Origin of the sequence: Rhodobium orientis, from assembly GCF_003258835.1 — a bacterium.
Classification (GTDB): Bacteria; Pseudomonadota; Alphaproteobacteria; order Rhizobiales; family Rhodobiaceae; genus Rhodobium; species Rhodobium orientis.
Genome location: NZ_NPEV01000057.1, coordinates 12,294 through 31,982 on the forward strand (window position 1 = coordinate 12,294; position 19,689 = coordinate 31,982).

At 66.2% G+C, this 19,689-nt stretch carries 19 protein-coding genes and 1 pseudogene; 7 read left to right on the forward strand and 13 right to left on the reverse strand.

Annotated elements, in window-relative coordinates:
• Positions 1-33: 33 nt before the first annotated feature.
• From CH339_RS19935 to CH339_RS19990, 12 genes are all read right to left on the reverse strand, one after another.
• On the reverse strand, positions 34-1,800 hold the full coding sequence (locus CH339_RS19935) for an aldehyde dehydrogenase family protein (protein ID WP_274609899.1): 1,767 nt from the start codon (positions 1,798-1,800) through the stop codon (positions 34-36).
• Positions 1,797-2,306 carry a GlcG/HbpS family heme-binding protein gene (locus CH339_RS19940; protein WP_111436130.1) on the reverse strand — a complete coding sequence of 170 codons (510 nt, stop codon included), beginning with the start codon at positions 2,304-2,306 and terminating at the stop codon, positions 1,797-1,799. Before CH339_RS19940 ends, CH339_RS19935 begins: the two co-directional genes overlap by 4 nt.
• A gap of 10 nt (positions 2,307-2,316) precedes the next feature.
• Positions 2,317-2,583: a EutN/CcmL family microcompartment protein gene (locus CH339_RS19945; protein WP_111436131.1), complete on the reverse strand. Its 267-nt coding sequence runs from the start codon at positions 2,581-2,583 to the stop codon at positions 2,317-2,319.
• Positions 2,584-2,594: 11 nt separating this feature from the next.
• Entirely contained in the window at positions 2,595-3,404 is an 810-nt protein-coding gene (locus CH339_RS19950; protein ID WP_201241000.1) for a hypothetical protein, read from the reverse strand.
• The gene (eutJ, locus tag CH339_RS19955; protein ID WP_111436133.1) at positions 3,401-4,237 is read right to left on the reverse strand and encodes an ethanolamine utilization protein EutJ; all 837 of its coding nucleotides are present in this window, start codon (positions 4,235-4,237) and stop codon (positions 3,401-3,403) included. The genes CH339_RS19950 and eutJ overlap by 4 nt, the downstream gene beginning before the upstream one ends.
• An 18-nt stretch (positions 4,238-4,255) precedes the next feature.
• Entirely contained in the window at positions 4,256-4,930 is a 675-nt protein-coding gene (locus CH339_RS19960; protein WP_111436134.1) for a phosphate propanoyltransferase, read from the reverse strand.
• Between the two features lie 131 nt (positions 4,931-5,061).
• The gene (locus CH339_RS25335; RefSeq protein ID WP_201241001.1) at positions 5,062-5,793 is read right to left on the reverse strand and encodes a BMC domain-containing protein; all 732 of its coding nucleotides are present in this window, start codon (positions 5,791-5,793) and stop codon (positions 5,062-5,064) included.
• 22 nt (positions 5,794-5,815) lie between these two features.
• On the reverse strand, positions 5,816-6,631 hold the full coding sequence (pduB, locus tag CH339_RS19970; protein ID WP_111436135.1) for a propanediol utilization microcompartment protein PduB: 816 nt from the start codon (positions 6,629-6,631) through the stop codon (positions 5,816-5,818).
• A 28-nt stretch (positions 6,632-6,659) separates the two neighbouring features.
• Positions 6,660-6,953: a propanediol utilization microcompartment protein PduA gene (pduA, locus tag CH339_RS19975; RefSeq protein WP_111436136.1), complete on the reverse strand. Its 294-nt coding sequence runs from the start codon at positions 6,951-6,953 to the stop codon at positions 6,660-6,662.
• Between the two features lie 88 nt (positions 6,954-7,041).
• On the reverse strand, positions 7,042-8,160 hold the full coding sequence (locus CH339_RS19980; protein WP_111436137.1) for a 1-propanol dehydrogenase PduQ: 1,119 nt from the start codon (positions 8,158-8,160) through the stop codon (positions 7,042-7,044).
• Positions 8,161-8,302: 142 nt separating this feature from the next.
• Positions 8,303-10,855, reverse strand: coding sequence for a glycyl radical protein (locus tag CH339_RS19985; protein WP_276329888.1), 2,553 nt, complete (start codon positions 10,853-10,855; stop codon positions 8,303-8,305).
• Between the two features lie 56 nt (positions 10,856-10,911).
• The gene (locus CH339_RS19990; RefSeq protein ID WP_111436138.1) at positions 10,912-11,502 is read right to left on the reverse strand and encodes a DJ-1/PfpI family protein; all 591 of its coding nucleotides are present in this window, start codon (positions 11,500-11,502) and stop codon (positions 10,912-10,914) included.
• Positions 11,503-12,212: 710 nt separating this feature from the next.
• Between CH339_RS19990 and CH339_RS20000 the strand changes: the two genes are divergently transcribed.
• The 3 genes and pseudogenes from CH339_RS20000 to CH339_RS20010 form a co-directional block, all read left to right on the forward strand.
• The gene (locus CH339_RS20000; RefSeq protein ID WP_111436140.1) at positions 12,213-13,124 is read left to right on the forward strand and encodes a DUF7973 family transport facilitator; all 912 of its coding nucleotides are present in this window, start codon (positions 12,213-12,215) and stop codon (positions 13,122-13,124) included.
• A 148-nt stretch (positions 13,125-13,272) separates the two neighbouring features.
• The gene (locus tag CH339_RS20005) at positions 13,273-14,523 is read left to right on the forward strand and encodes an acetate/propionate family kinase (protein ID WP_111436141.1); all 1,251 of its coding nucleotides are present in this window, start codon (positions 13,273-13,275) and stop codon (positions 14,521-14,523) included.
• 56 nt (positions 14,524-14,579) lie between these two features.
• Positions 14,580-14,736: pseudogene (locus CH339_RS20010) on the forward strand (helix-turn-helix domain-containing protein); the annotation flags it as partial.
• Here CH339_RS20010 and CH339_RS20015 read toward each other — a convergent pair.
• Positions 14,723-15,904 (reverse strand): ROK family transcriptional regulator, encoded by a 1,182-nt coding sequence (locus CH339_RS20015; RefSeq protein WP_111436142.1) that lies wholly within the window; start codon positions 15,902-15,904, stop codon positions 14,723-14,725. The pseudogene CH339_RS20010 and the gene CH339_RS20015 sit on opposite strands and share 14 nt — an antisense overlap.
• 93 nt (positions 15,905-15,997) lie before the next feature.
• Here CH339_RS20015 and CH339_RS20020 point away from each other — a divergent pair, with 93 nt between their 5' ends.
• Genes CH339_RS20020 through CH339_RS20035 form a run of 4 tightly spaced genes read left to right on the forward strand, consistent with a single transcriptional unit; the run spans position 15,998 to position 19,654 of the window.
• Positions 15,998-16,762, forward strand: coding sequence for an ATP-binding cassette domain-containing protein (locus CH339_RS20020; RefSeq protein ID WP_111436143.1), 765 nt, complete (start codon positions 15,998-16,000; stop codon positions 16,760-16,762).
• Complete coding sequence (locus CH339_RS20025) at positions 16,759-17,721, forward strand: ABC transporter permease (RefSeq protein ID WP_111436144.1); 963 nt, start codon at positions 16,759-16,761, stop codon at positions 17,719-17,721. Before CH339_RS20020 ends, CH339_RS20025 begins: the two co-directional genes overlap by 4 nt.
• On the forward strand, positions 17,718-18,647 hold the full coding sequence (locus CH339_RS20030; RefSeq protein ID WP_111436145.1) for an ABC transporter permease: 930 nt from the start codon (positions 17,718-17,720) through the stop codon (positions 18,645-18,647). The genes CH339_RS20025 and CH339_RS20030 overlap by 4 nt, the downstream gene beginning before the upstream one ends.
• Positions 18,648-18,706: 59 nt before the next feature.
• Positions 18,707-19,654, forward strand: coding sequence for a sugar ABC transporter substrate-binding protein (locus CH339_RS20035; protein ID WP_111436146.1), 948 nt, complete (start codon positions 18,707-18,709; stop codon positions 19,652-19,654).
• Positions 19,655-19,689: the final 35 nt, after the last annotated feature.

Consider the following 19,689-nt stretch of genomic DNA (forward strand, 5'->3'; position numbering starts at 1 on the left):
CTGACGTCTTCTCTTGTTCGTGTGGCGCGCGGATCAGCGCACGTTGAGGGCCTCGACCATCACGCATCTCCGCTTGCGGGCGAACGACTTGGCCGAGGTCAGCCCCTCGCCGGTGGGCCCCGCGATGGTGAAGGTCGCAAAGCCTTCGCCGCCGACGCCGATGCCGGCATAGGAGGGGCCGTTCTTGACGAAGATCGTGGTCTGGATGAGCTTCGCCATCTTGGTCAGCTTGCGCACATTGGTGGAGTGCATCATCGCCGTGTGGCGGTTGCCGTGTTCCACCTCGACGGCCAGGTCGATGGCATCGTCGACGCTCGGCACCCGCACCACCGGCAGGATCGGCATCATCAGCTCTTCCTGGACGAAGGGGTGGTCCTTGGGCAGTTCGGCCAGGATCACCTTGACCTCGTCGCCGACCCGGATGCCGATCTTGTCGAGCAGATAGGCCGCGCTCTTGCCGACGCAGGAGGTCTGCGGGCCGCCCTTGTTGTTGATCACCAGCGCCTCAAGCTTCGCGACGACGGCCGGATCGGTGACCAGATAGGCGCCGCATTTCTGCATGCAGGCGATCAGGTAGTCGGTGATCTGGTCGACCGCGATGACTTCCTTTTCCGCGATGCAGGGCAGGTTATTGTCGAAGCTGCAGCCATTGACGATGTCCTGGGCCGCCTTTTCGATATCGGCGGTCTCGTCGACGACGACGGGCGGATTGCCGGCGCCGGCGCCGATCGCCTTCTTGCCGGTCGACATCACCGCCTTGACGATGCCCGGGCCGCCGGTGGCGACCAGCATCCGCACCTTCGGGTGGTTCATCATGGCGTTGGTGTTGTCGATCGACGGCTTTTGCACCGTCACCACCAGATTGGCCGGCGCGCCGAGGGCCGCGAGCTTGCGGTTGATCAGCTTGACCGCGAGGAGCGAGACCTCCGTTGCGCGCGGGTGCGGGCTGAAGACGGCCGAATTGCCGGCGGCCAGCATGCCGATGGCGTTGCAGATGATCGTCTCTGTCGGGTTGGTGGTCGGCGTGATCGCGCCGATCACGCCGAAGGGCGAATATTCGACCAGCGTCAGCCCGCCGTCGCCGGTCTCAGCGTCGGTGGTCAGGTCTTCCACGCCGGGAGCCTTTTCGGCGGCCAGGCGGTTCTTGATGATCTTGTGGGCGACGTTGCCCATGCCGGTCTGCTCAGCCGCCATCTCGGAGATGCGCTCAAGCGTTGCCTCATCGAGGAAGACCTCGCGGATGCCCTCGACGAACTGCTTGCGCGCGGCCATCGAGCAGAACAGGTACTGGCGCTGCGCCAGCTCGGCCGCCGCGATGGCCTCGTCCATGGTGGCAAAGACGCCGTCGCCCGGGGTCATGGTCTCGTCGTCGCCGGCCGGTGCCGGTGCAAACGCCGAGGGTATTGGCTGGGGAGCCGAACCGCCGGTTTGGCGGAGCGCAGTGATCAATGCCTGGCTGACGATGTCGTCGACCGGATCGTCGACGGGGCGGGCGGGCTGCCAGCAGCAGCGCTTCGAGCCGGGCACGTAGGCCGGGCCCTTGCGCGCCGCCGGCGTCGATCCCGCATCGGCCAGGATGCTGGCGATCAGATCGTCGACGTCCGCGGGAGCCGGAGTCGCGCTGCCGGTCTTAGGAGCGGCTTTTTCAATGACCGCAGTGTCGGTTCCGCTGGTCGCCGCACCGTTCGCGTTGACTGCAGGGGCGGGAGCAGGAGCGGGAATAATGGGTGCCGCCTGTGCCGCCTCTCCATAGCCGCCGAGCACCCGGGCCACGGTGTCGCTGATTTCCTGGTCGTTCATTTTTCCGCTCCTTTGGCGGGGTCGTGCCCCGTGATGTTCGAAAACGCGTCCACGGCGTGGCGGGCGATCACCACGTCCTCATCCGCCGTGCCGCCGCTGATACCGATGGCGCCGATCACCGTGCCGCGGCGCCGGCACGGCACGCCGCCGCCGAAGACGACGATGCGCCCGCCATGGGTCGCCTCGATGCCGAAGAGCATCTGGCCCGGCTGCGCGAGATGGCCGAGGTCGTCGGTCGACATGCGCAAGGCCGCGGCCGTCCAGGCCTTGTCGGTTGCCAGCGCGATGCTCGCCGGCAGGCTGCCGTCCATCCTGTGGAACAGGATCTGCTGTCCTTCGGCATCCGCCACCGCGACGACGACGGCCAGCCCCATCTGCCGCGCCTTGGCCTCGGCGCTGGCGGCAAGGCACTCGGCGTCGGCCAGGGTCAGCGAAGCGTGCGCCATGCCGGGGCGTTCCGCCCCAAGCAGCCGTTCGATCAGCGCATCGTGCGCGGTGGTGGCCATTGTCCGCTCCCTAGTGGGTCTCGACGCTGTCGACGATGCCGACGATGCTGGCATCGGTGACGGAGCGATCGAGGGTTCCAGTCTGCCGCGCGGCGCTGCCGGTGGTGACGATGACGATCTCGCCGTAGCCGGCGCCGACCGTGTCGGTGGCGATTTCGGTGAAGCCGTCGGGCTCCTGTTTTTCCGTCAGGCGGGCGACGATCAAAAGCTTGCTGCCGGCAAGCGTTGCGTCCTTGCTGGTCGAGACGACCGTTCCGATGACGCGTCCGAGATGCATTGTCGTTCTCCCTATTCCCTGACGAGCCGGACGTGCCGGGCCTTGAGTTCCTCGGCCGCGAGCGGCGTAACCAGCACGTTGCGGCTGAGCCGCAGCTCTTCTCCCGCAACGGCCTTGGCCGCGGTCCAGCCGAAGACGCCGGCGGTATTGGTTTGGGGCTCGGCGGCCGGGCGGACGTCTGTGGACGCCGGCGCACGGGTCCCGGCGACGGCCTGGTCGAGCCTGGCGGCCCAGGTAAGTTCGATGCCGTAGGCCTCCAGCCGGCCGAGATGGCCGGACGCCATCTCCCGGTAGGCGGCGTTGGCGGTGAGGCCGCGGGCGATGCGCTCGCGGGACGCCGGGCAGCAGCCGTCGCGCGCCGCAACGATCCGCATGTTGCGTTCGATCGCGCCGGCCAGAAGCTGCGAGACGTCGCTGTCGGCAAGCCCGAGCGCCGTGCGGGCGGCAAGCGCGATGCTGAGTGTCGGAACGATCACGACCGAGTGGCGGGCAAGAACGGTCTCGGGATCGATGAGGTCCATGTTGTCCGGCCGGTCGTCGGCATCGGCCAGCGCCGGGACCAGCGCGCCGCCGCCGGCCGTCCGCAGGCGTTCCGGCGTGATCAGCGCACGGGCCTTGCGGCTGCGGCGAATGTCGAAGCGCCAGCCGGCATCGGCGAGGGCGCTCAAGGCGCGGATCGCCGGCTCGAGCCCGAGATCGGTTCCGGAAAACAGCACCAGCGCGGAGCGCGCGCGGGTCTTGAGAGCGGCGACGATCCGGTCCGACAGAAGGTCGACGACAGCTCGGTCAAACAGGATATCGAGGCGGCCGCGGTCCATCATGCACCTGCCTCGTTCGGGTACATGGCGATGCCGAGCGGGGTGACGAGCAGCGGCTCGGCCGGCTTGAGGACGCGGCGGCCGATCTGGTTGGCGAAGACCGTGGTGAAATCGCTGAACGAGCAGGCGCCGCCGACCACATGGACGACGGCGACCTCGGGATGGCTGTCGAGCACGCCGGAGACGATGCTGGCCATCTTGTCGACGACGGGACGCACGATGGCAAAGACGTCGCGCTCATTGTCCGGATCGAGCTTTTCCGCCTCTGCCTCGGCGAACGGAATGCGGCGCGCGCCCGCCAGCACCAGCGTCATGTGGGTGCCGCCGGTGGCCTCGTCGAAGGAGGCAAGGACCTCGCCGTCCCTGAGGATGGAAATGCCGGTCGTGCCGCCGCCGACATCGACGACGGCGCCGTCGCGGATATCGAGGAAGCGGGCGGCGGCGGTCGGCTCGTCGACGACCTCGGCGAGCTCGAAATCGGCCGCTTCGACCACATTGCCGATGGCCTTGGCGCTGCCCGGATGAATGCCCGGCGGGATGGCGGCGGCGGCGCGTTGGAGCGGCACGCCGACGCGCTGTTCGAGCTCCGCCTTCATGGCGCGAACCGCCTGCACGGCGCCCATATAGTCGACGACGATGCCGTCGCGCACGACGCTGGAGCGGTGGGTGATGCCGGCCACCGGCCGGTTGCCGGCGTCGACGACCGCCAGCACCAGGTTCGCCGTGCCGAGATCGACACCGACCTTCAGTGCACCCGGCGCCCGGTCCTCGCTCGGCACCGCCGAGCGGAACCGGACCAGTCCGGCGAATTGCAGCAATGTCTTGTCCGTGGTCATCACTTGCCCGCGTCTGTCTCAGGCTTTCCGGATCCGCACGAGATCGTCGTTCTTCAGCCCGAAAGCGTTCGCTTCCTCGATGTCGATATGCATTTCCAGGGCGGAGTTCTCAGCCGCGCGCACGGCGACGCCGCGCATGATGCCGCCGCGCGGACCGTCGACCTCGACGTCGATCTGCTCGCCATTGACAAGACCGAGCCCGGACGCGACCTCCGGCGGCATGTGGATATGGCGAAGGGCAACGATGACGCCGTAGTCCTTGATGACGCTGCCCTGGGGTCCGATCACCTCGATCCCGGGCGAGCCGTCGAGACGGCCGGAAAGGCGCAGCGGCGCGCGTACGCCAAGGACGAAGCCGTCGGCGACGGAAATCTCGACCTGGGTTTCCGCGCGCAGTGGGCCGAGCACGCGGACCTTGCCGATTTCGCCCTTCGACCCGCGCAGGATCACGGTTTCCTCGGCCGCGTACTGGCCCGGCTGCTTCATCGCCTTCTTGCGCGTCAGCGCCGCGCCGGGACCGAACAGGGCGTCCATGTCGGGGCGCGAAAGATGGATGTGGCGGTTGGAAACGCCGACGGGGATAAGCGCCGGATCCGTCGCCGGCCGGGCTCTGGCGACGGCCTCGGCCGCTGCCTGTCCCTGGGCGAGGATCTCCGCGATGATCCGTTCGACTGTGCTTTCTGCAAGCTGCATCGACCTGTCCTGTTATTCGTTGTCCGGCGTCCGTTTCGGCGCAGCCGGGACCGTTGGCCGGGCCGCGGATGGCGGCCAGGCCCGGATTGTTTTCTTTGCCGACCCCGACGCGCGGGGGATCGCAGACGGCGCTAGGTCGTCTTGGCCTTTTTGGCCGTGCCGCTACGCCGGCTGCGCGGCCCCGGCTTGGGAGTGTCCGGCGCGCTCTTCGGTGCCTCGTCGGCCGCGCGTTTTGCGGCCGGCTTGTCGTCCGCGACCTTGCCGTTGCCGGCTTTCGGCGCGGCTTCCACTGGCGGGACGTCTACCGGCGGGACGTCCACCGGCGGAACCGTCACCTCGGGTTCCTTGGCGGGAACGATCTCGGCGGGTGCAGCGTCCGCTGCTGCCGTTTCCGCAGGCATCGTCTCCGCTTCCGTCTGGAGCTGAGCGGCGACCGGCGGTTCGGCCTTCGCCGCAACGGGCTCCTCGACCGGCCTTTCGGCGAGGGTCTCGGCGGGGGCCTCGGCGGGTCGTTCCGCCGGGGCTTCCGTTTTCGTCGGAGAGGGGATGTCGGCCGGGTGGGGCAGAGCGGCGACGCCCACGGTCTCGGCACTGTCCACGAGCCGGGACAGCGCCGCGGCCGGCCGTGCAATCACCTTGGTGGAGATGACACGGTTCACCCGGCCTGCGGCCGCGGCCCCCGCAGAGACCGCGGCCTTGATGGCGCCGACGTCCCCGAGCAGCTTGACGACGGTCATGCCCTCGCCCTTGGCCAGTTCGTAGCCCACCAGCCGGACGTTGGCCGCCTTCACGGCCGCGTCTGCGGCTTCGACGGCTGCAGTCAGGCCGATGGTTTCGATCAGTCCGAGGCTTTGCTCAGTCATGACTGTCCTCCTTGCCCGCGGCTCAGATATACGGCGTTGTGGTCGACACCAGCGGCGTCGGGTCCATCGCTCCGAGGAGCTGTTTGCCGACGTCGCGGGCCGCATGGATGGCCTGGCGCACGGCACCGGAATCGCCGCTGAAGGTGAAGATCACCTCGTTGGAGAAGCTGGTGCCATTGGCCGGCGAGGCGTAGCCGACGGCATCGATGGTCGCCGCCTTGGCCGCGGTATCGGCGAGCACCACGCCGATGGCGGCGGGGGCTCCGACGGTGATGCCGAAGGCCTGGCCGATCGGTGCGCCGAACGCCTTGTTGAGCGCAGCACTGGCGCGGGCCGTGTACTGGAACTCCAGGTGGCCGGCCGGCGAGCCATAGACGTCGCCCATGGTGCGGTCGATCTCGCCGAGCGTCACTTCCACGGCACGGCGGGCGTCGGAGACGTCCGAAGCACCGAAGATGATCAGCGAGCCGTGGCCGGCGCCGCCTTCGGTGTCACGGGCCAGTTCGATCAGGACGACCTCCGAGTTGGTCGCCTTGACCGCCTCGTCGGCCGCGAAGATATGCGGGCCGGCGCCGACGCGGGCACCGACGATGCCGATGGAGCGGTACTTCTTGTCCATCTTCATCTGTTCGTGCAGCAGCGGATCGACATTGGCGATGACCAGGCCGATCGTGTTGCCGATGGCGGTGCCGACGAACTCCGTCAGATTGCACGTCGCCGGGGCCTTGGCGCGGGGCGCTGCGCTGGCCGGTTCGGGGGTGGCGGCGGGGGCGCTTGCCCCGCCATTCATCTTGCGGATGACTTCCCCCATCAATTGGTCGACAAGAGCGTCTTGCATGACTGCTCCTCCTTGTCCGGTTCAGGGGTTACTCGGCGGCGACCGCTGCCGGGTGCGGAAGGATGCGTTCCACTTCCATGTGCGGCCGCGGGATGACGTGGACGGAGGCCACGGTGCCGACCTTCTCGGCCGCCACGGCGCCAGCGTCGGTGGCGGCCTTCACCGCGCCGACATCGCCGCGCACCATCACGGTGACGAGGCCGGAGCCGATCTTCTCGTAGCCGATCATTGTCACATTGGCCGATTTGACCATGGCGTCCGCCGCTTCGATCGCGCCGACCAGGCCTTTGGTCTCGACCATTCCCAGTGCTTCCTGTTGCATTGTCTTCTCCTTCGTCACGAGGTTCGTAAGTTGATCCATTGCCGTCTTCTCTTTCGGCCTCCTGCTCTGCTGCGTTCTCCCTCGGTTGCTATCCGCCGACGCTGGCGAGCAGGCTCTCCAGCTCGGGTTGGGAAGGCTTGCGAGGATTGCTGGCCGTGCAGGCATCGGCCAGTGCGGCCGCTGCGATCTCCGACCGGATGCAGCCGAACTCCTTCATGTCGACACCAAGTCCATTGAGGGTCGACGGGATGGCAAAACGGGTGTTGAGGGCTTCGATGGCCCGGATCAGGCCGCGCACGCCGGCCCGCGTGCTGGGCACGTCGAGGCCGATGCGCCGGGCGACGCGGGCGTAGCGGCCCGCCGCCTCGGGATTTGCGGCGTTGAAGGCGATCACGGCCGGCAGCAGCACCGCGTTGAGGCGGCCGTGGATCACGTGGAGCCGGCCGCCGAGGGCGTGGGCGAGGCCATGACTGATGCCGAGACCGGCGGTGGTGAAGGCGAGCCCTGCCAGGCACGAGGCCTGGTGCATCGCCTCGCGCGCGTCCATGTCGTCGCCGTTCTCGTAAGCCCTCGGCAGGTTGGCGAAGGCGAGCTCAAGCGACTTTTCGGCAAAGGCGTCGGTGAAATGGGAGGCGCCGGTGGCGACCATGGCCTCAAGGCCGTGGGTGATCACGTCCATCCCCGTGTCGGCGGTCACCTTGGCGGGCGCCGTGCGGACGAACTCCGCATCGAGCAGGGCGACGTCGGGGATGAGATCCGGCGAGATGAGTGGAAACTTGCGGCCTTTGTCCGGATCGGAGATGACGGCAAAGGCGGTGACTTCGGACCCGGTACCGCTGGTGGTGGGAATGGCGACGAAGGGGATCGTGCGGCTGGCGTCCATCTCGCGGACGATCGCGAGAATGGCCTTGGCCGCATCGATCGGCGAGCCGCCGCCAAGCGCCACCAGGACGTCGGGGCGGAACTCGGCGAAAACGCGCGCGCCCTTGGAAATCGTCGCAACCGGCGGCTCGGGAACCGCTTCATCGAAGACCAGGACGTCGCAATCGGCGAGATAGCCCATGACGCGATCGAGCGGGCCGGAGCTGGCCATGAACGCGTCGGTGACGATGCCCACCTTCTGTCCGCGATAGGCGTGGAGGCGTTCCAGCAGTCCGGGTCCGAAGACGATTTCCGTCCGTTGCGAGAAGCTCTGGTAGCGTGCCATCGAAACACCTGTCCTTTGCGGACCTTTGCGGGGTGACCGGGCGGGGCGGCCGGCGAGAGCGATCAAAAGGGTCGGTCCCGCCGGATGTCCTCGCCCGGGGATCGGACGCGCGGGAGAGGAGCCCGCGCGCCGGTTTTCGTGCCTAGAACGTCTGTTCCGTGCGGCTGATGATGTCGTCCTGCACTTCCTTGGCGAGCACGACGAACTGCGCCGAGTAGCCGGCCACGCGGACCACCAGATCCCTGTGGGCTTCCGGGTCCTTCTGGGCATCGAGCAGCGTCTGCCGGTCGATCACGTTGAACTGCACGTGCATGCCCTTGTGGTCGAAGTAGGAGCGCACCAGCGAGGCGAAGTTCTTGAGACCGCCGTCGCCGGCAAGGGCGGACGGCAGGAACTTCTGATTGTAGAGCGTTCCGTTGGACGCGATGAAGTGGTCGAGCTTGGCAACCGAGTTGGCCGCTGCCGTCGGTCCCTTGACGTCCTTGCCCTGGCGCGGCGAGACGCCATCGGCGAGCGGAGCCTTGGCCGGACGGCCGTCGGGCAGCGCCGACACGTCCTTGCCGAACAGCACGTTGGCGGAGACCGGGTAGATGCCGGCCTGGAACTGGCCACCGCGCGGATTGGTGTATTTCTCCACTTCCTTGCAGTAGATCTGAGCGCACTTGCGGGCGATCAGGTCGACGTCGTCGATGTCGTTGCCGAAGGCGGGCGCGCTGTCGAGCATCCGGCGGATGCTTTCGTACTTGCCCTCGCCGGCGCCGTTGCCGCCATTGGCCGACAGCGTCCGGTAGACCTCGTCCTTCAGGGTCGACATGTCGGTCGAGCTGCTGTTGACCAGCACCTTGCGGACCGCCGCATAGACCTGTTCTTCGGTCGGCTCGCCATTGGCGGCGGCCGTCGAGGCACCGGCGGCGAGACCGAAGTTGGCGTCCAGCGCCGCCTTCAGGTCGGCCATGTTGAGGCTCTTTTCGTCGAAGACGAACTTCTTCATGGCATAGACGGAGTCACCGGTGTCGGCGACGCCGAAGGCCTGCGGGCCGGTGAAGTTGTAGATCGCGCCGCCTTCCTGGACGGACTTGCCGGAGCCCATGCAGTCGTCGACCATGGCCGACAGGAAGGGCAGGGGCGCACGCTCGGCATGGGCGTAGTCGACGCAGTTGTCGGCTTCCACCAGATGCTTGACGAAGAAGGCCATCTGCGTCTGGAAGGCGTCGTAGAAGTCGTCGAGCGAGGTCCAGCTCGTCATCCCGCTGGTCACCGGGCCGAGCTGGGTGTCGCCGGCCTTGCCGCCGTTCAGCGTGATCTCAAGGACCTTGGCGACATTGAAGAAGGCCGCGTCGTGCCAGCCTTCGGTCTTGTGGATCGCCTGCGGCTCGACGCAGCCGACGATGCCGTAATCGCGCGCATCGGCCAGCGCCACGCCGCGGTTCTGCAGGGCCGGGATGATGACCTCGTCATTGTAGACGGCCGGAACGCCAAGTCCGAGACGGACGACTTCGGCGGCGCGGTACAGGAACTCGTCGGGCGTGCCCTGCCAGACGCGGATCGAGAACGACGGTGCCGGCAGGCGGACATGGGCGACCGCTTCCATGCACATATACGAGACGTCGTTGGTGGCATCGAGGCCGTCGGAGGTCTGGCCGCCGACGCACAGGTTCTGGAACACCGCATAGCCGGCAAAGGCCTGGGCCGAGACTTCGTCGCGGGTCTTGTTGACGTCGTTCAGCTTGATCCAGATGCAGTCGACCAGTTCCTGCGCGAATTCGCGGCTGATCGAGGTGTCGGCCTGCAGATAGGGGTCCATGTACTGGTCGAAGCGGCCAGGCGAGATCGAGTGGCCGCTGGATTCGATCTGCAGCATGCACTGGATGAACCACATCGTCTGGCACGCTTCCCAGAAGGTCGAGGCGCCGTTTTCGGGGACCCGGCGGCAGTTCTGGGCGATCTGCTGCAGTTCCTGCTTGCGCGTCGGATTGCTTTCCGTGCGGGCAAGCTCTTCGGCCTTGTCGGCGTAGCGATGGGCGAAGTTGATCGCCGCATTGTAGGTGATGATGATCGCGTTATAGAACTGCTGCTTCTTGATGTAGGACGGATCCATCTGGTCGAGCTCGTCGAGCTTCTTGACCGCATCGGCGATGACGCCGCGGAAGCCGATCGCCAGGATCTTGCCGTAGTCGACGCAGACATGGCCGACGCCGCCGAAGAAGTAGTTGCCGACGGTGAAGACGCCGTTGGCCATGCAGTCCTTCGTCTTCTTCGACATGTAGGACGTGGCCAGGTCGCTGGTCGTCTTGCCGGGCCAGTATTTGAAGGCCTCGTGCAGCTCCGCCGCCGTCTCTTTCGGAATTTCGAACGGGTCGGCCATGCGGGTGGCCATCGTGTCGAATTCCTTCTCGACCCAGTCGAAGGAGAATTCGGGGCAGATCTCGGTGGACCGCGGGTTCTTGGTGATGGACCCGACGACCAGTTCGTCGTCGCGGATGGTGATCGGGAGCTCGTTAAAGATCTTCTCGGCCACCTTGGCGCGGCGCAGGATCGCCGGAAGCCCTTCGGTGGCCTTGTAGGCTTCGGTGGCGAGGACCGCGCGTTCGGATTCCACGTGCGGCCGCGCGTTCAGGATCTGGTTTTTCAACCGGATGACGCGGTCTGTTGGGGTCGTAAAACCCTTCTCAATCATCATCTTCTGCAGCATCATCTTCTCCAGGCTGGGACGATCCGCCGGACCCTTTCGGCCCGTCGGCGCCGGTTTCTTCAGGTCAGGATCTGCGGGTCGACGAGCCTTGCGAAGGCACGCAGCAGGCCCGGATGACCGGGCCAGGCGGGCGCCGTTGCAAGATTGCCATCGAGAACCGTCTCTTCCGGTTCGACCGCGACGTAGTCGCCGCCAACGGCGCGGATTTCGGGGGCGACGGCCGGATAGGCCGTCAGCCGGCGCCCTTTGACGACGTCGGCCGCCGCCAGGATCTGCGGTCCGTGGCAGATCGCGGCGACCGGCCTGTCCGCAGCCATGAAGGTGCGGGTCAGGGCGAGGATGTCAGGATCGAGGCGCAAATATTCGCAGGCACGCCCGCCGGCGATGTAAAGGCCGGCATAATGGTCGGCCTCGACGAACGCGAAGGCGGCGTTGAGCCGGAACAAGTGGCCGGGCTTTTCGCTGTAGGTCTGGTCGCCTTCGAAGTCGTGGATGGCGGTCTTGATGGCGTCGCCCGCGCGCCTGCCGGGGCAGGCAGCATCGACGGTGAGGCCGACCATCTGCAGCGCCTGAAACGGGACCATCACTTCATAGTCTTCGGAGAAATCTCCGACGAGCATGAGGATTTTCTGGGTTGCGCCTCGGGACATAATACGTCGCCGCCAAACTTGACCGTGTGTTTGGAGAAAACGTATTCCTCATCTCGTAAAACGGTCAACGAGAGTAGTTTGACAAGTTCTGGTAATAATTTGATCCAGCCTGCATGGGCCAATAAAGCGCGGAAATTCTGGATTCTCGACAGGTGTCCGGGTAGTTCTGCCGAGGTCAAGAAATGACGGGGCAAGGGTAATTTTTTGACTTAATGGGTAATTTCTTGTCCTGTGCGGCGGACCGGTGCGGTGGCCGCGCCTCGGCATCGCCCGACGGTGCCTCGCCCGCAAGTCGTTAAGTCTTTGAATTCATGAAACAAGAGCCGGCTGCCTTCAGCCGGCAGCGATGAAAAATGGGGTTTTCCAGCGCTATATTCTCCGAGCCATATTGGTTTCGCAAGAAATTACCATCTGAAGCCAAGTCCATCTCGTTGACCCATTAATTTAAATAGACCTACGATTTCAGAGATCGAAGCATCCGGTGACGGATCACTTCGGTTTCTGTGTATCCCAAGGCACATCAGTTTAGCCTGGATGATGTTCATCGCCGGGAACGGGGATTTTGTGCGCGGTTTCGAAGTTAAAGGCGGAAGCCCGAGCAAGACCGAGCCATTCGCATCGGGTTCGGCGAGCGACATTGAAGCGGTGACCATCCCCTCGGACGAGCATCACGTGCGGCGTTGTGCCGATGACATCATACGAGGGAAAACATGAGTGCGATCGGTCTCCTCGCCGCCTTTGGCGGCGGTATTTTCGGCGCCGCGATCGGGGCTCTTCCAGCCTTCGCCTTCGTCGGCTTTCTGACCATGTTCGGCGTTGCCATCCAGCTTGCCGTCGCGCCCGAGGCGACGACGTTCTTCAGCATCCCGTTCGACGCGTTCGGCCCGCAGGCAGGCGGTTTCGCCTCCGGTGTCGCCGCCGCCGCCTATGCGGCCTGCAAGGGCAAGCTCGACAGCGGCCGCAACATCGTGACTGCCGGCATGGGGCTCAACAGCCCCGATGTGCTGCTGGTCGGCGGCATCTTCGGCATCATTGGCTATGTGGTCGTCTGGCTCGTCAGCATGGTGCCGAGTTTCGGGCCGGGGCTTGCCTGGACCGACTATCCGGGCCTCGGCGTGGTGATTTCCGCGTTCATTGCGCGCTTTGCCTGGGGCACCTGCGGCTTTTGCGGCAAGGCGCCGGAAGGCGAGCGCTTCTTTCACCCGACCGATGCCACCAAGTGGCTGGCGTTCCAGAGCGATGTCGGCCAGCTTGTGGTGATCGGCATCGGCGTCGGCCTGTTCGGCGGCTGGCTCGGCGTGACCTACGGCACGCCCGGTGCGCTGCTTGCCTTCGGCATCGCGGCGGCAAGCCTCTTGCTGCTGACGCTCGGCGTGCTGACGCCGGTGACCCACCATATCGCCCTTCCGGCGGCCATTGTCGGGGTGGCATCGGGCAGCATCATCTGGGCGGCGATCGCGGGGCTCGTCTGCGCCTTCGTCGGCGAGTTTTTCGCCCGCGTCTTCCTGTGCCGCGGCGACACCCATATCGACCCGCCGGCCTGCACGATCGCGGCCATGACGACGGTCTTCAACTTCCTGACAGCGATCGGCTTCTGGGCCTTCGTGCCGATCCCGATCTGATCAACCAAGACGGCGATGCCGCCGGCGACGGGCGGCACGATGGCGTCCTCCCTTTCACCCAACGCCCCGTGCCGCCCGACCGCGCCTTGACCTTCCGATGGACGCTGAATGCGCCCGCGGCCCCGATGCCGCAACACGAGGAGAAACCATGATCCTGACCATCAATTGCGGCAGTTCGAGCTTGAAATACCGGCTCTACAATGCCGACCTGACCGAGGTCGTCGCCACGGGCTTGGTTGCACGAATCGGCGAAGACGGCGCCTATTCCAAGCACACTGCCGGCGACAAGGAGGTGTTCTTCCGCGGCCCCATTGCCGACCAGAAGGCAGCCTTCGACATCATGGCCGAGAACCTGATGCAGTCGGAATTCGCCGTTATCGACGGCCCCGAGGCGGTCACGGCGATCGGCCATCGCGCCGTCCATGGCGGCGACGTCTTCGTCGAGTCCACGATCGTCGACGGCAGCGTCATGGAGCAGCTTCGTGCGTGCGTGCGCTTCGCGCCGCTGCACAATCCCAGCAACATCGCCGGGATCGAGGAGTGCCGACGGCGCTTCCCGGATGTGCCGAACGTCGTCGTCTTCGACACCGCGTTTCACCAGAGCGTGCCGCCCGAGGCGCATGTCTACGCACTGCCCTACGAGCTCTATGCCGACCACGGCATCCGCCGCTACGGCTTCCACGGCACCTCGTGCCGCTATGTCAGCCAGGCAGCGGCCGACATTCTCAATCGCCCGATAGAGGATCTGGCCATGGTGGTCTGCCACCTCGGCAACGGGGTGACGCTCGATGCGGTCAAGGGCGGCCGGTCGGTCGACACCAGCATCGGCTTCGGCACGTTCTGCGGCGTGCCGATGGGCACCCGCTCCGGCGATTTCGATCCGGCCATCATCTTCCACCTGGTCAAGGAGATGGGCATGCCGCTCGATGAGGTCGAGGCGCTTTGCTACGAAAGGAGCGGGCTTCTCGGCGTCTCCGGCGTCAGCAACGACATGCGCGAGGTGGTGATGAGGGCGGATGCGGGCGACGAGCGCTGCGCCCTTGCCCTCAACATCTTCATCTACCAGATCAAGAAGACCATCGGCGCCTATGCCGCTGCGATGGACGGGCTCGACGCGCTGGTGTTCACCGCCGGCATTGGCGAGAACAGCACGGAAATCCGCTCGCGCATCTGCGAAGGCCTCGGGGTGCTGGGCGTCAGGATCGACGAGCGCACCAACCTTCTGGTTCAGGACGGCCATCCCAATATCAGCGCGCCGGGCGCGTCCGTCGCGACCCTGGTGGTGCCGACCGACGAGGAACGGATGATCGCGCTCGATACGGTCCGGCTGGTCACTGAAAGCGGGCGGATGCCCCCGCCGATAGCGTCTCAAGCGCTCGTCCATGCGCACGATGCCTAGATGTTCTGTCCCGGGGTGTGATGGTGTAAATCTGTCGTCATCACAGAGGCCGCGCTATGGGACAGATTCTACACGGCAGCGCCAAGAGCACGCGCCATTCGAGCAGAGCTACAGCGATCGAAAGCTTCGGTCGCGGAACTCGCGCAGCGCTATGGGATCAACGAAAAGACGGTGAGGAAATGGCGATCGCGTCGAACGGTTAGTGGCTTGCCGGACCGTCTTCCAGCCCGTTTGCCGCTGTCGTCGCTGCGAGGATCGGCAGGGCCGAGGCGCCGAGGGCCGCGCTGCGCTCGCCGAGGGCGCTCATGCGGAGGCGTTTGCGTCCCTGCGCCTGGCATACGGAGGGCCGGAGGTCCCCGAGCTCGGCGATCAGCTCCTTGAGGAAGGCAGGCGGTACGGCGCCGCCGATGATCACCATTTCCGGATCGAGCAGGTTCTCGACGCTGGCAAGGGCAATCGACAGCGCCTCGGCGGCCTGCTCGATCCAGCGCTTCGTCGCGGCCTCGGTCTCCTCGCCGGCGGCCTCGGCCTTTGCGAGAAACGCCCGCATCGCTCTCAGCGACAGGTACTGGCCGAGACATCCGCGATTGCCGCAATAGCAGGACGGTCCGGCCGGATCGATGATGAAATGGCCGAATTCGCCGGCATTGCCGCGGAGCCCGCGATAGGGCTCGCCGCCGATGACGATCCCGCCGCCGACGCCTTCGCCGACGAAGATGTAGAAGAAATCGTCGATATCGCCGGCCTCGCCGTAGAGCTTCTCGCCGAGTGCCGAGGCGGTGGCATCGTTCTCGATGAAGATGTCGACGCCGGTGAGGGCGGTCAGCGCATCCGCCACCGCCCGGCTCTGCAAGGCGGGCACGGCGCCTGGCGACGGCACGCCCGGCCATGTCACATCGAACGGTCCGGGCGTAACCAGGCCAAGGCCGAGGCAGCGGTCGACACCAAACCGGGCCGTGAAACCGGCGTGGATGTTGGCGATGAAATCGAGCCAGTCGGACTCGGACTTCGCCGTGACCGGCCCGTCGATCATCTCGATCAGGGAACCGGACAGGTCCGCCACAACGGCATGGTAATGCGTGTCGTCGATGCGGATGCCGATGGCATAGCCGCCATCGCCGGCAATTTCGATGGCGATGGGCGGCTGCCCGCGCGGTGCCTTGCGCCGCCCTGTCTCGCGCACCAGTCCGCCGGCGATGAGATCGCTGATGATGTTGGCGACAGCCTGGGGCGTGAGGCCCGTTGCCCGGGCGAGTTCGGCCCGTGAGAGCGAGCCACGCACCCGCAAGGCATGGAGGAGCATCCGGCGGTTCTGCCGGCGGATCTGCGTGGCCGGGTTCGTCGACGCCTTGCTGTGCTCGGGATTCGTTTGATCTGACATGCGCGGAGCATAGACGACTATAGTAAAGCAATGAACTTGATTTATTGACTCCACCCCGTTCGCTCCCTAAGCTTGGGACAATGGGAGGCGTGCATGAGCGCACAAACGTTCGTCCGGCTGACGGGGATCACCAAGAATTTTGGCGGCGTTCATGCGCTGAAAGGCGTCGATCTCGACATTTCGGCGAGCGAGGTCGTGGCGCTTGTGGGCCACAACGGCGCCGGCAAGTCGGTTCTCGTGCAGATCCTGTCGGGGGTTTTTCCGCCGAGCTCGGGCGAGATCCGGGTCATGGGCGAACCGGTCAGCTTCCATTCGCCGAATGACGCCCGCCACCACGGCATCGAGACGATCTATCAGACGCTGGCGCTTGCCGATAACCTCGACGCGCCGTCCAATTTCTTTCTCGGCCGCGAGTTGCGCACGCGGTTCGGCTTTCTCGACAAGCGCCGCATGGCCGAAGCGGCCGGCAAGGCGCTTGCCGACCTCAATCCGTCCTTCACCGACATCGAGCGGCCGGTGCGCCAGATGTCCGGCGGCCAGCGCCAGGCGGTCGCCATCGCCCGCGCCATCCATTTCGATGTGCGGGTCCTCATCATGGACGAGCCGACGGCGGCCCTCGGCCCGCACGAAACCGCGCAGGTCAGCACCCTCATCCGGCGCCTGCGGGAACAGGGGATCGGCATCCTCCTCGTCAGTCACGACGTGCGCAGCGTCATCGACCTGGCGGACAGGATCGTCGTCCTGAAGGCGGGCGAGATCGTCGGAACCATGACCGCCGCCGAGACCGACGAAGACAGCGTGGTCGACATGATCATCCGCGGCCGCCGGCGTGAGCCTGCGGACGGGTCCGCACCATGAACAGCATCTGGCCACTCGCGCCCGGTCGCCTCGGAGGGTCCCGTATCTCTCCGATCTGGCTGGTGCTCGTCGCCGTCATCGTTGCCGCGGCGCTGGTGTCCGATCGTTTTCTGACCTCCTACAACATTGCCTCGGTGCTCCAGCAGGGCGTGATCACGGGCATCGTCGCCCTCGGCATGACCGTCGTGCTGATCGGCGGCCAACTCGACCTCTCCACGGGCGCGATCGTCATGATGGCGGCGGTGATGGCACTGCTGATCGGACCCGACGGCACGCTCGGCATCACGCTTGCCGTCGTCCTGCCGATCCTCGCGGGCGCCACGGTCGGGGTCGTCAACGGCCTCGCCGTCTACCGCGCGGGGGCCAATTCCATCGTCACCACCATCGGCATGCAGTTTTTCCTCATCGGCGCCGTGCTGGCGACGGTCTCCGGCCGGCACGTGCGGGCGACGGCCATCGGCGACGCCTTCACCGCCCTTGCCCAGGCACGACCCCTCGGCATTCCTTTTCCGGTGTTCATCTTCGCCGCGCTCGTCATCGTCCTGGCCGTCGTGATGAGTTCCACCGTCTTCGGCCGCCACGTCTATGCCATCGGCGGGGATGCGGATGCCTCGCGCCGGTCGGGCGTCAACGTCGTGCGCACCGGCATTGCCACCTTTGCGATTTCCGGAGCGCTCGCGGCGACGTCCGGCGTCATCATCGCGGCTCTGGTCGGCCATCTCGACCCGACGGGGGTGGGCGGCTACGAGTTTCCCGCGCTGACGGCGGTGGTTCTGGGCGGCACGCGCCTGACCGGCGGCGTCGGCCGCCCGATCGACACCGTCGCGGCGATCCTGGTCATCGCCATCATCACCAATGTGATGACGATCCTCGACTACCAGTATCCGATCCAGCTTCTCGTCCAGGGGATCGTCCTGACGGGGGCGGTCGCCTACTACAACTGGCGGGGTGAGGCATGAGCCCGCGCGCCCAGGAACTGTTCTCGCGCTTCTTCATCAAGCCGCCGCTCGTGCCGCTGCTGATCCTGGCCTCGTTCATTCCCGGCTTCTGGTCGATGGGCAACATGCGGATCCTGGCGGAAGCCATATCGGTCGACGGCATCGTCGTCATTGGCATGACCATCGTCATGATCGCCGGCGGCTTCGACATGTCGGTCGGCGCGGTCATGGCGCTGGGCGGCGTCGCCGCCGTCGTGCTGCTGCCGCACGGCCTTGCCGTCTCCGTCCTGGCGGCCGGCGCCTTCGGCGCGCTGGCGGGCACGCTCAGCGGCACATTGGTGACGCGGCTGCGCATCAATCCGTTCATCTCGACCCTCGCCGTGATGGTCATGGTGCGCGGTGCCATTCTCGCCTACACCGATACCCGTCCCGTGGTCAGCCTCGACGACATGTTCCTTGCGCTCGGCGAAGGCCGGCCGGTTCCCTATGCCTTCATGATCATGGTCGCGGTGGCGATCACCGCCCATGTCTGGCTCAACGGCCGGCCCTGGGGCCGGCATGTCTATGCCGTCGGCGCCGATGAGACCGCGGCCGCGATGTCGGGCCTGCGCGTCGGCCGTCTCAAGCTGCAATGCTACCTGATCTCGGGCGCTCTTGCCGGTTTCGCCGGCATGCTGCTCGCCGCGCGCCTCGGCACCGGGTCTCCGATCATCGGGGAATCCACCCCGCTTTCGGCCGCGGCCGCGGCCCTGATCGGCGGCGCGAGCCTGCGCGGCGGCGAGGGCTCGGTTGGCGGCGCGATGATCGGGCTCGTTTTCGTCGGCGGTCTTGTCAACGCCATGAACCTTCTGGGCGTGGCGTCCTACTACCAGAGCATGGTGATCGGCGGAATGCTGTTCGCCCTGGTGGTTGCGGACGGCGCGTTTCTGCGCCTGCGGTCAAGTTGAGAAAACGGCCGCCGCGGCCGGCGATCCGGCCACCGAGCAAGAAAGAGGAGACACCAGTAATGCCCGGCTTCAAGTCACTACTCGCAAGCGCTGCCGTCGTTGCGGCGCTGTCCACGACCATTCCGGCCGCCTCGGCGGACGGCATCGTGATCGGCCATTCCCAACCCAATCTCGGCTGGCCCTATATCGCGGCGGTGACCGCGGTGATCGAGGCCGAGGCCGAGGCCATGGACGGCGTCGACGTGATCACGCTCGGCGCCGAGGGCGACATCGCCAAGCAGAGCACCGACATCGCGTCGCTGGTCAATCGCGGGGTCGACGTTCTCCTGGTGACCTCGCTCGACGGCAATGCCGTCATTCCGGCGCTGCGCAAGGCGCACGACGCCGGCATTCCGATCCTTGCCGTGTCCAACGAACCGGCCGAGGCTGGCCAGGAACTGCTCGCCGGATATTCCGGACCGGACGACTATGTGCAAGGTCGGATTGCCGCCGAGCTTCTTAACGACGTGCTCGGCAGCAAGGGCAGCATCGCGATCATCGAAGGCTCGCCCGGACAGAGCACCACCATCCTGCGGACCGACGGCCTGAAGGACCGCCTCGCCGAGCTCAACTCCGGGATCGAGATCATCGGATCGCAGACCGCTGACTGGAACCCGGTCAAGGCCAAGGACGTCGCGCAGGCCTTCCTGACCGCCTATGGCGACGATCTGGACGGCGTTTTCGCGCAGGACGACAATTCCGGCGCGGGGGCAGCCGAAGTGTTCGCGGCGGCGGGACGCGGCGACATCAAGGTCGTCGGCACGGGCGGCACCATCGACGGTTTGAAGGCGATCCGCGAAGGCCTGATGTACGGCACCATGGACCAGTCGCCGACCACCGACGGCAAGCAGGCGCTCGACTTCGCCATCAAGCTCGCCAAGGGCGAGAGCCTGCCCGAAAAGCGGAACATCATCCCGATGCCCAAGATCACCGCCGACAACGTCGCCAACTTCAAGGGCGAGTGGTAACCCGATCGAACCGGCCGGCCGGAAACCTTCCGGCC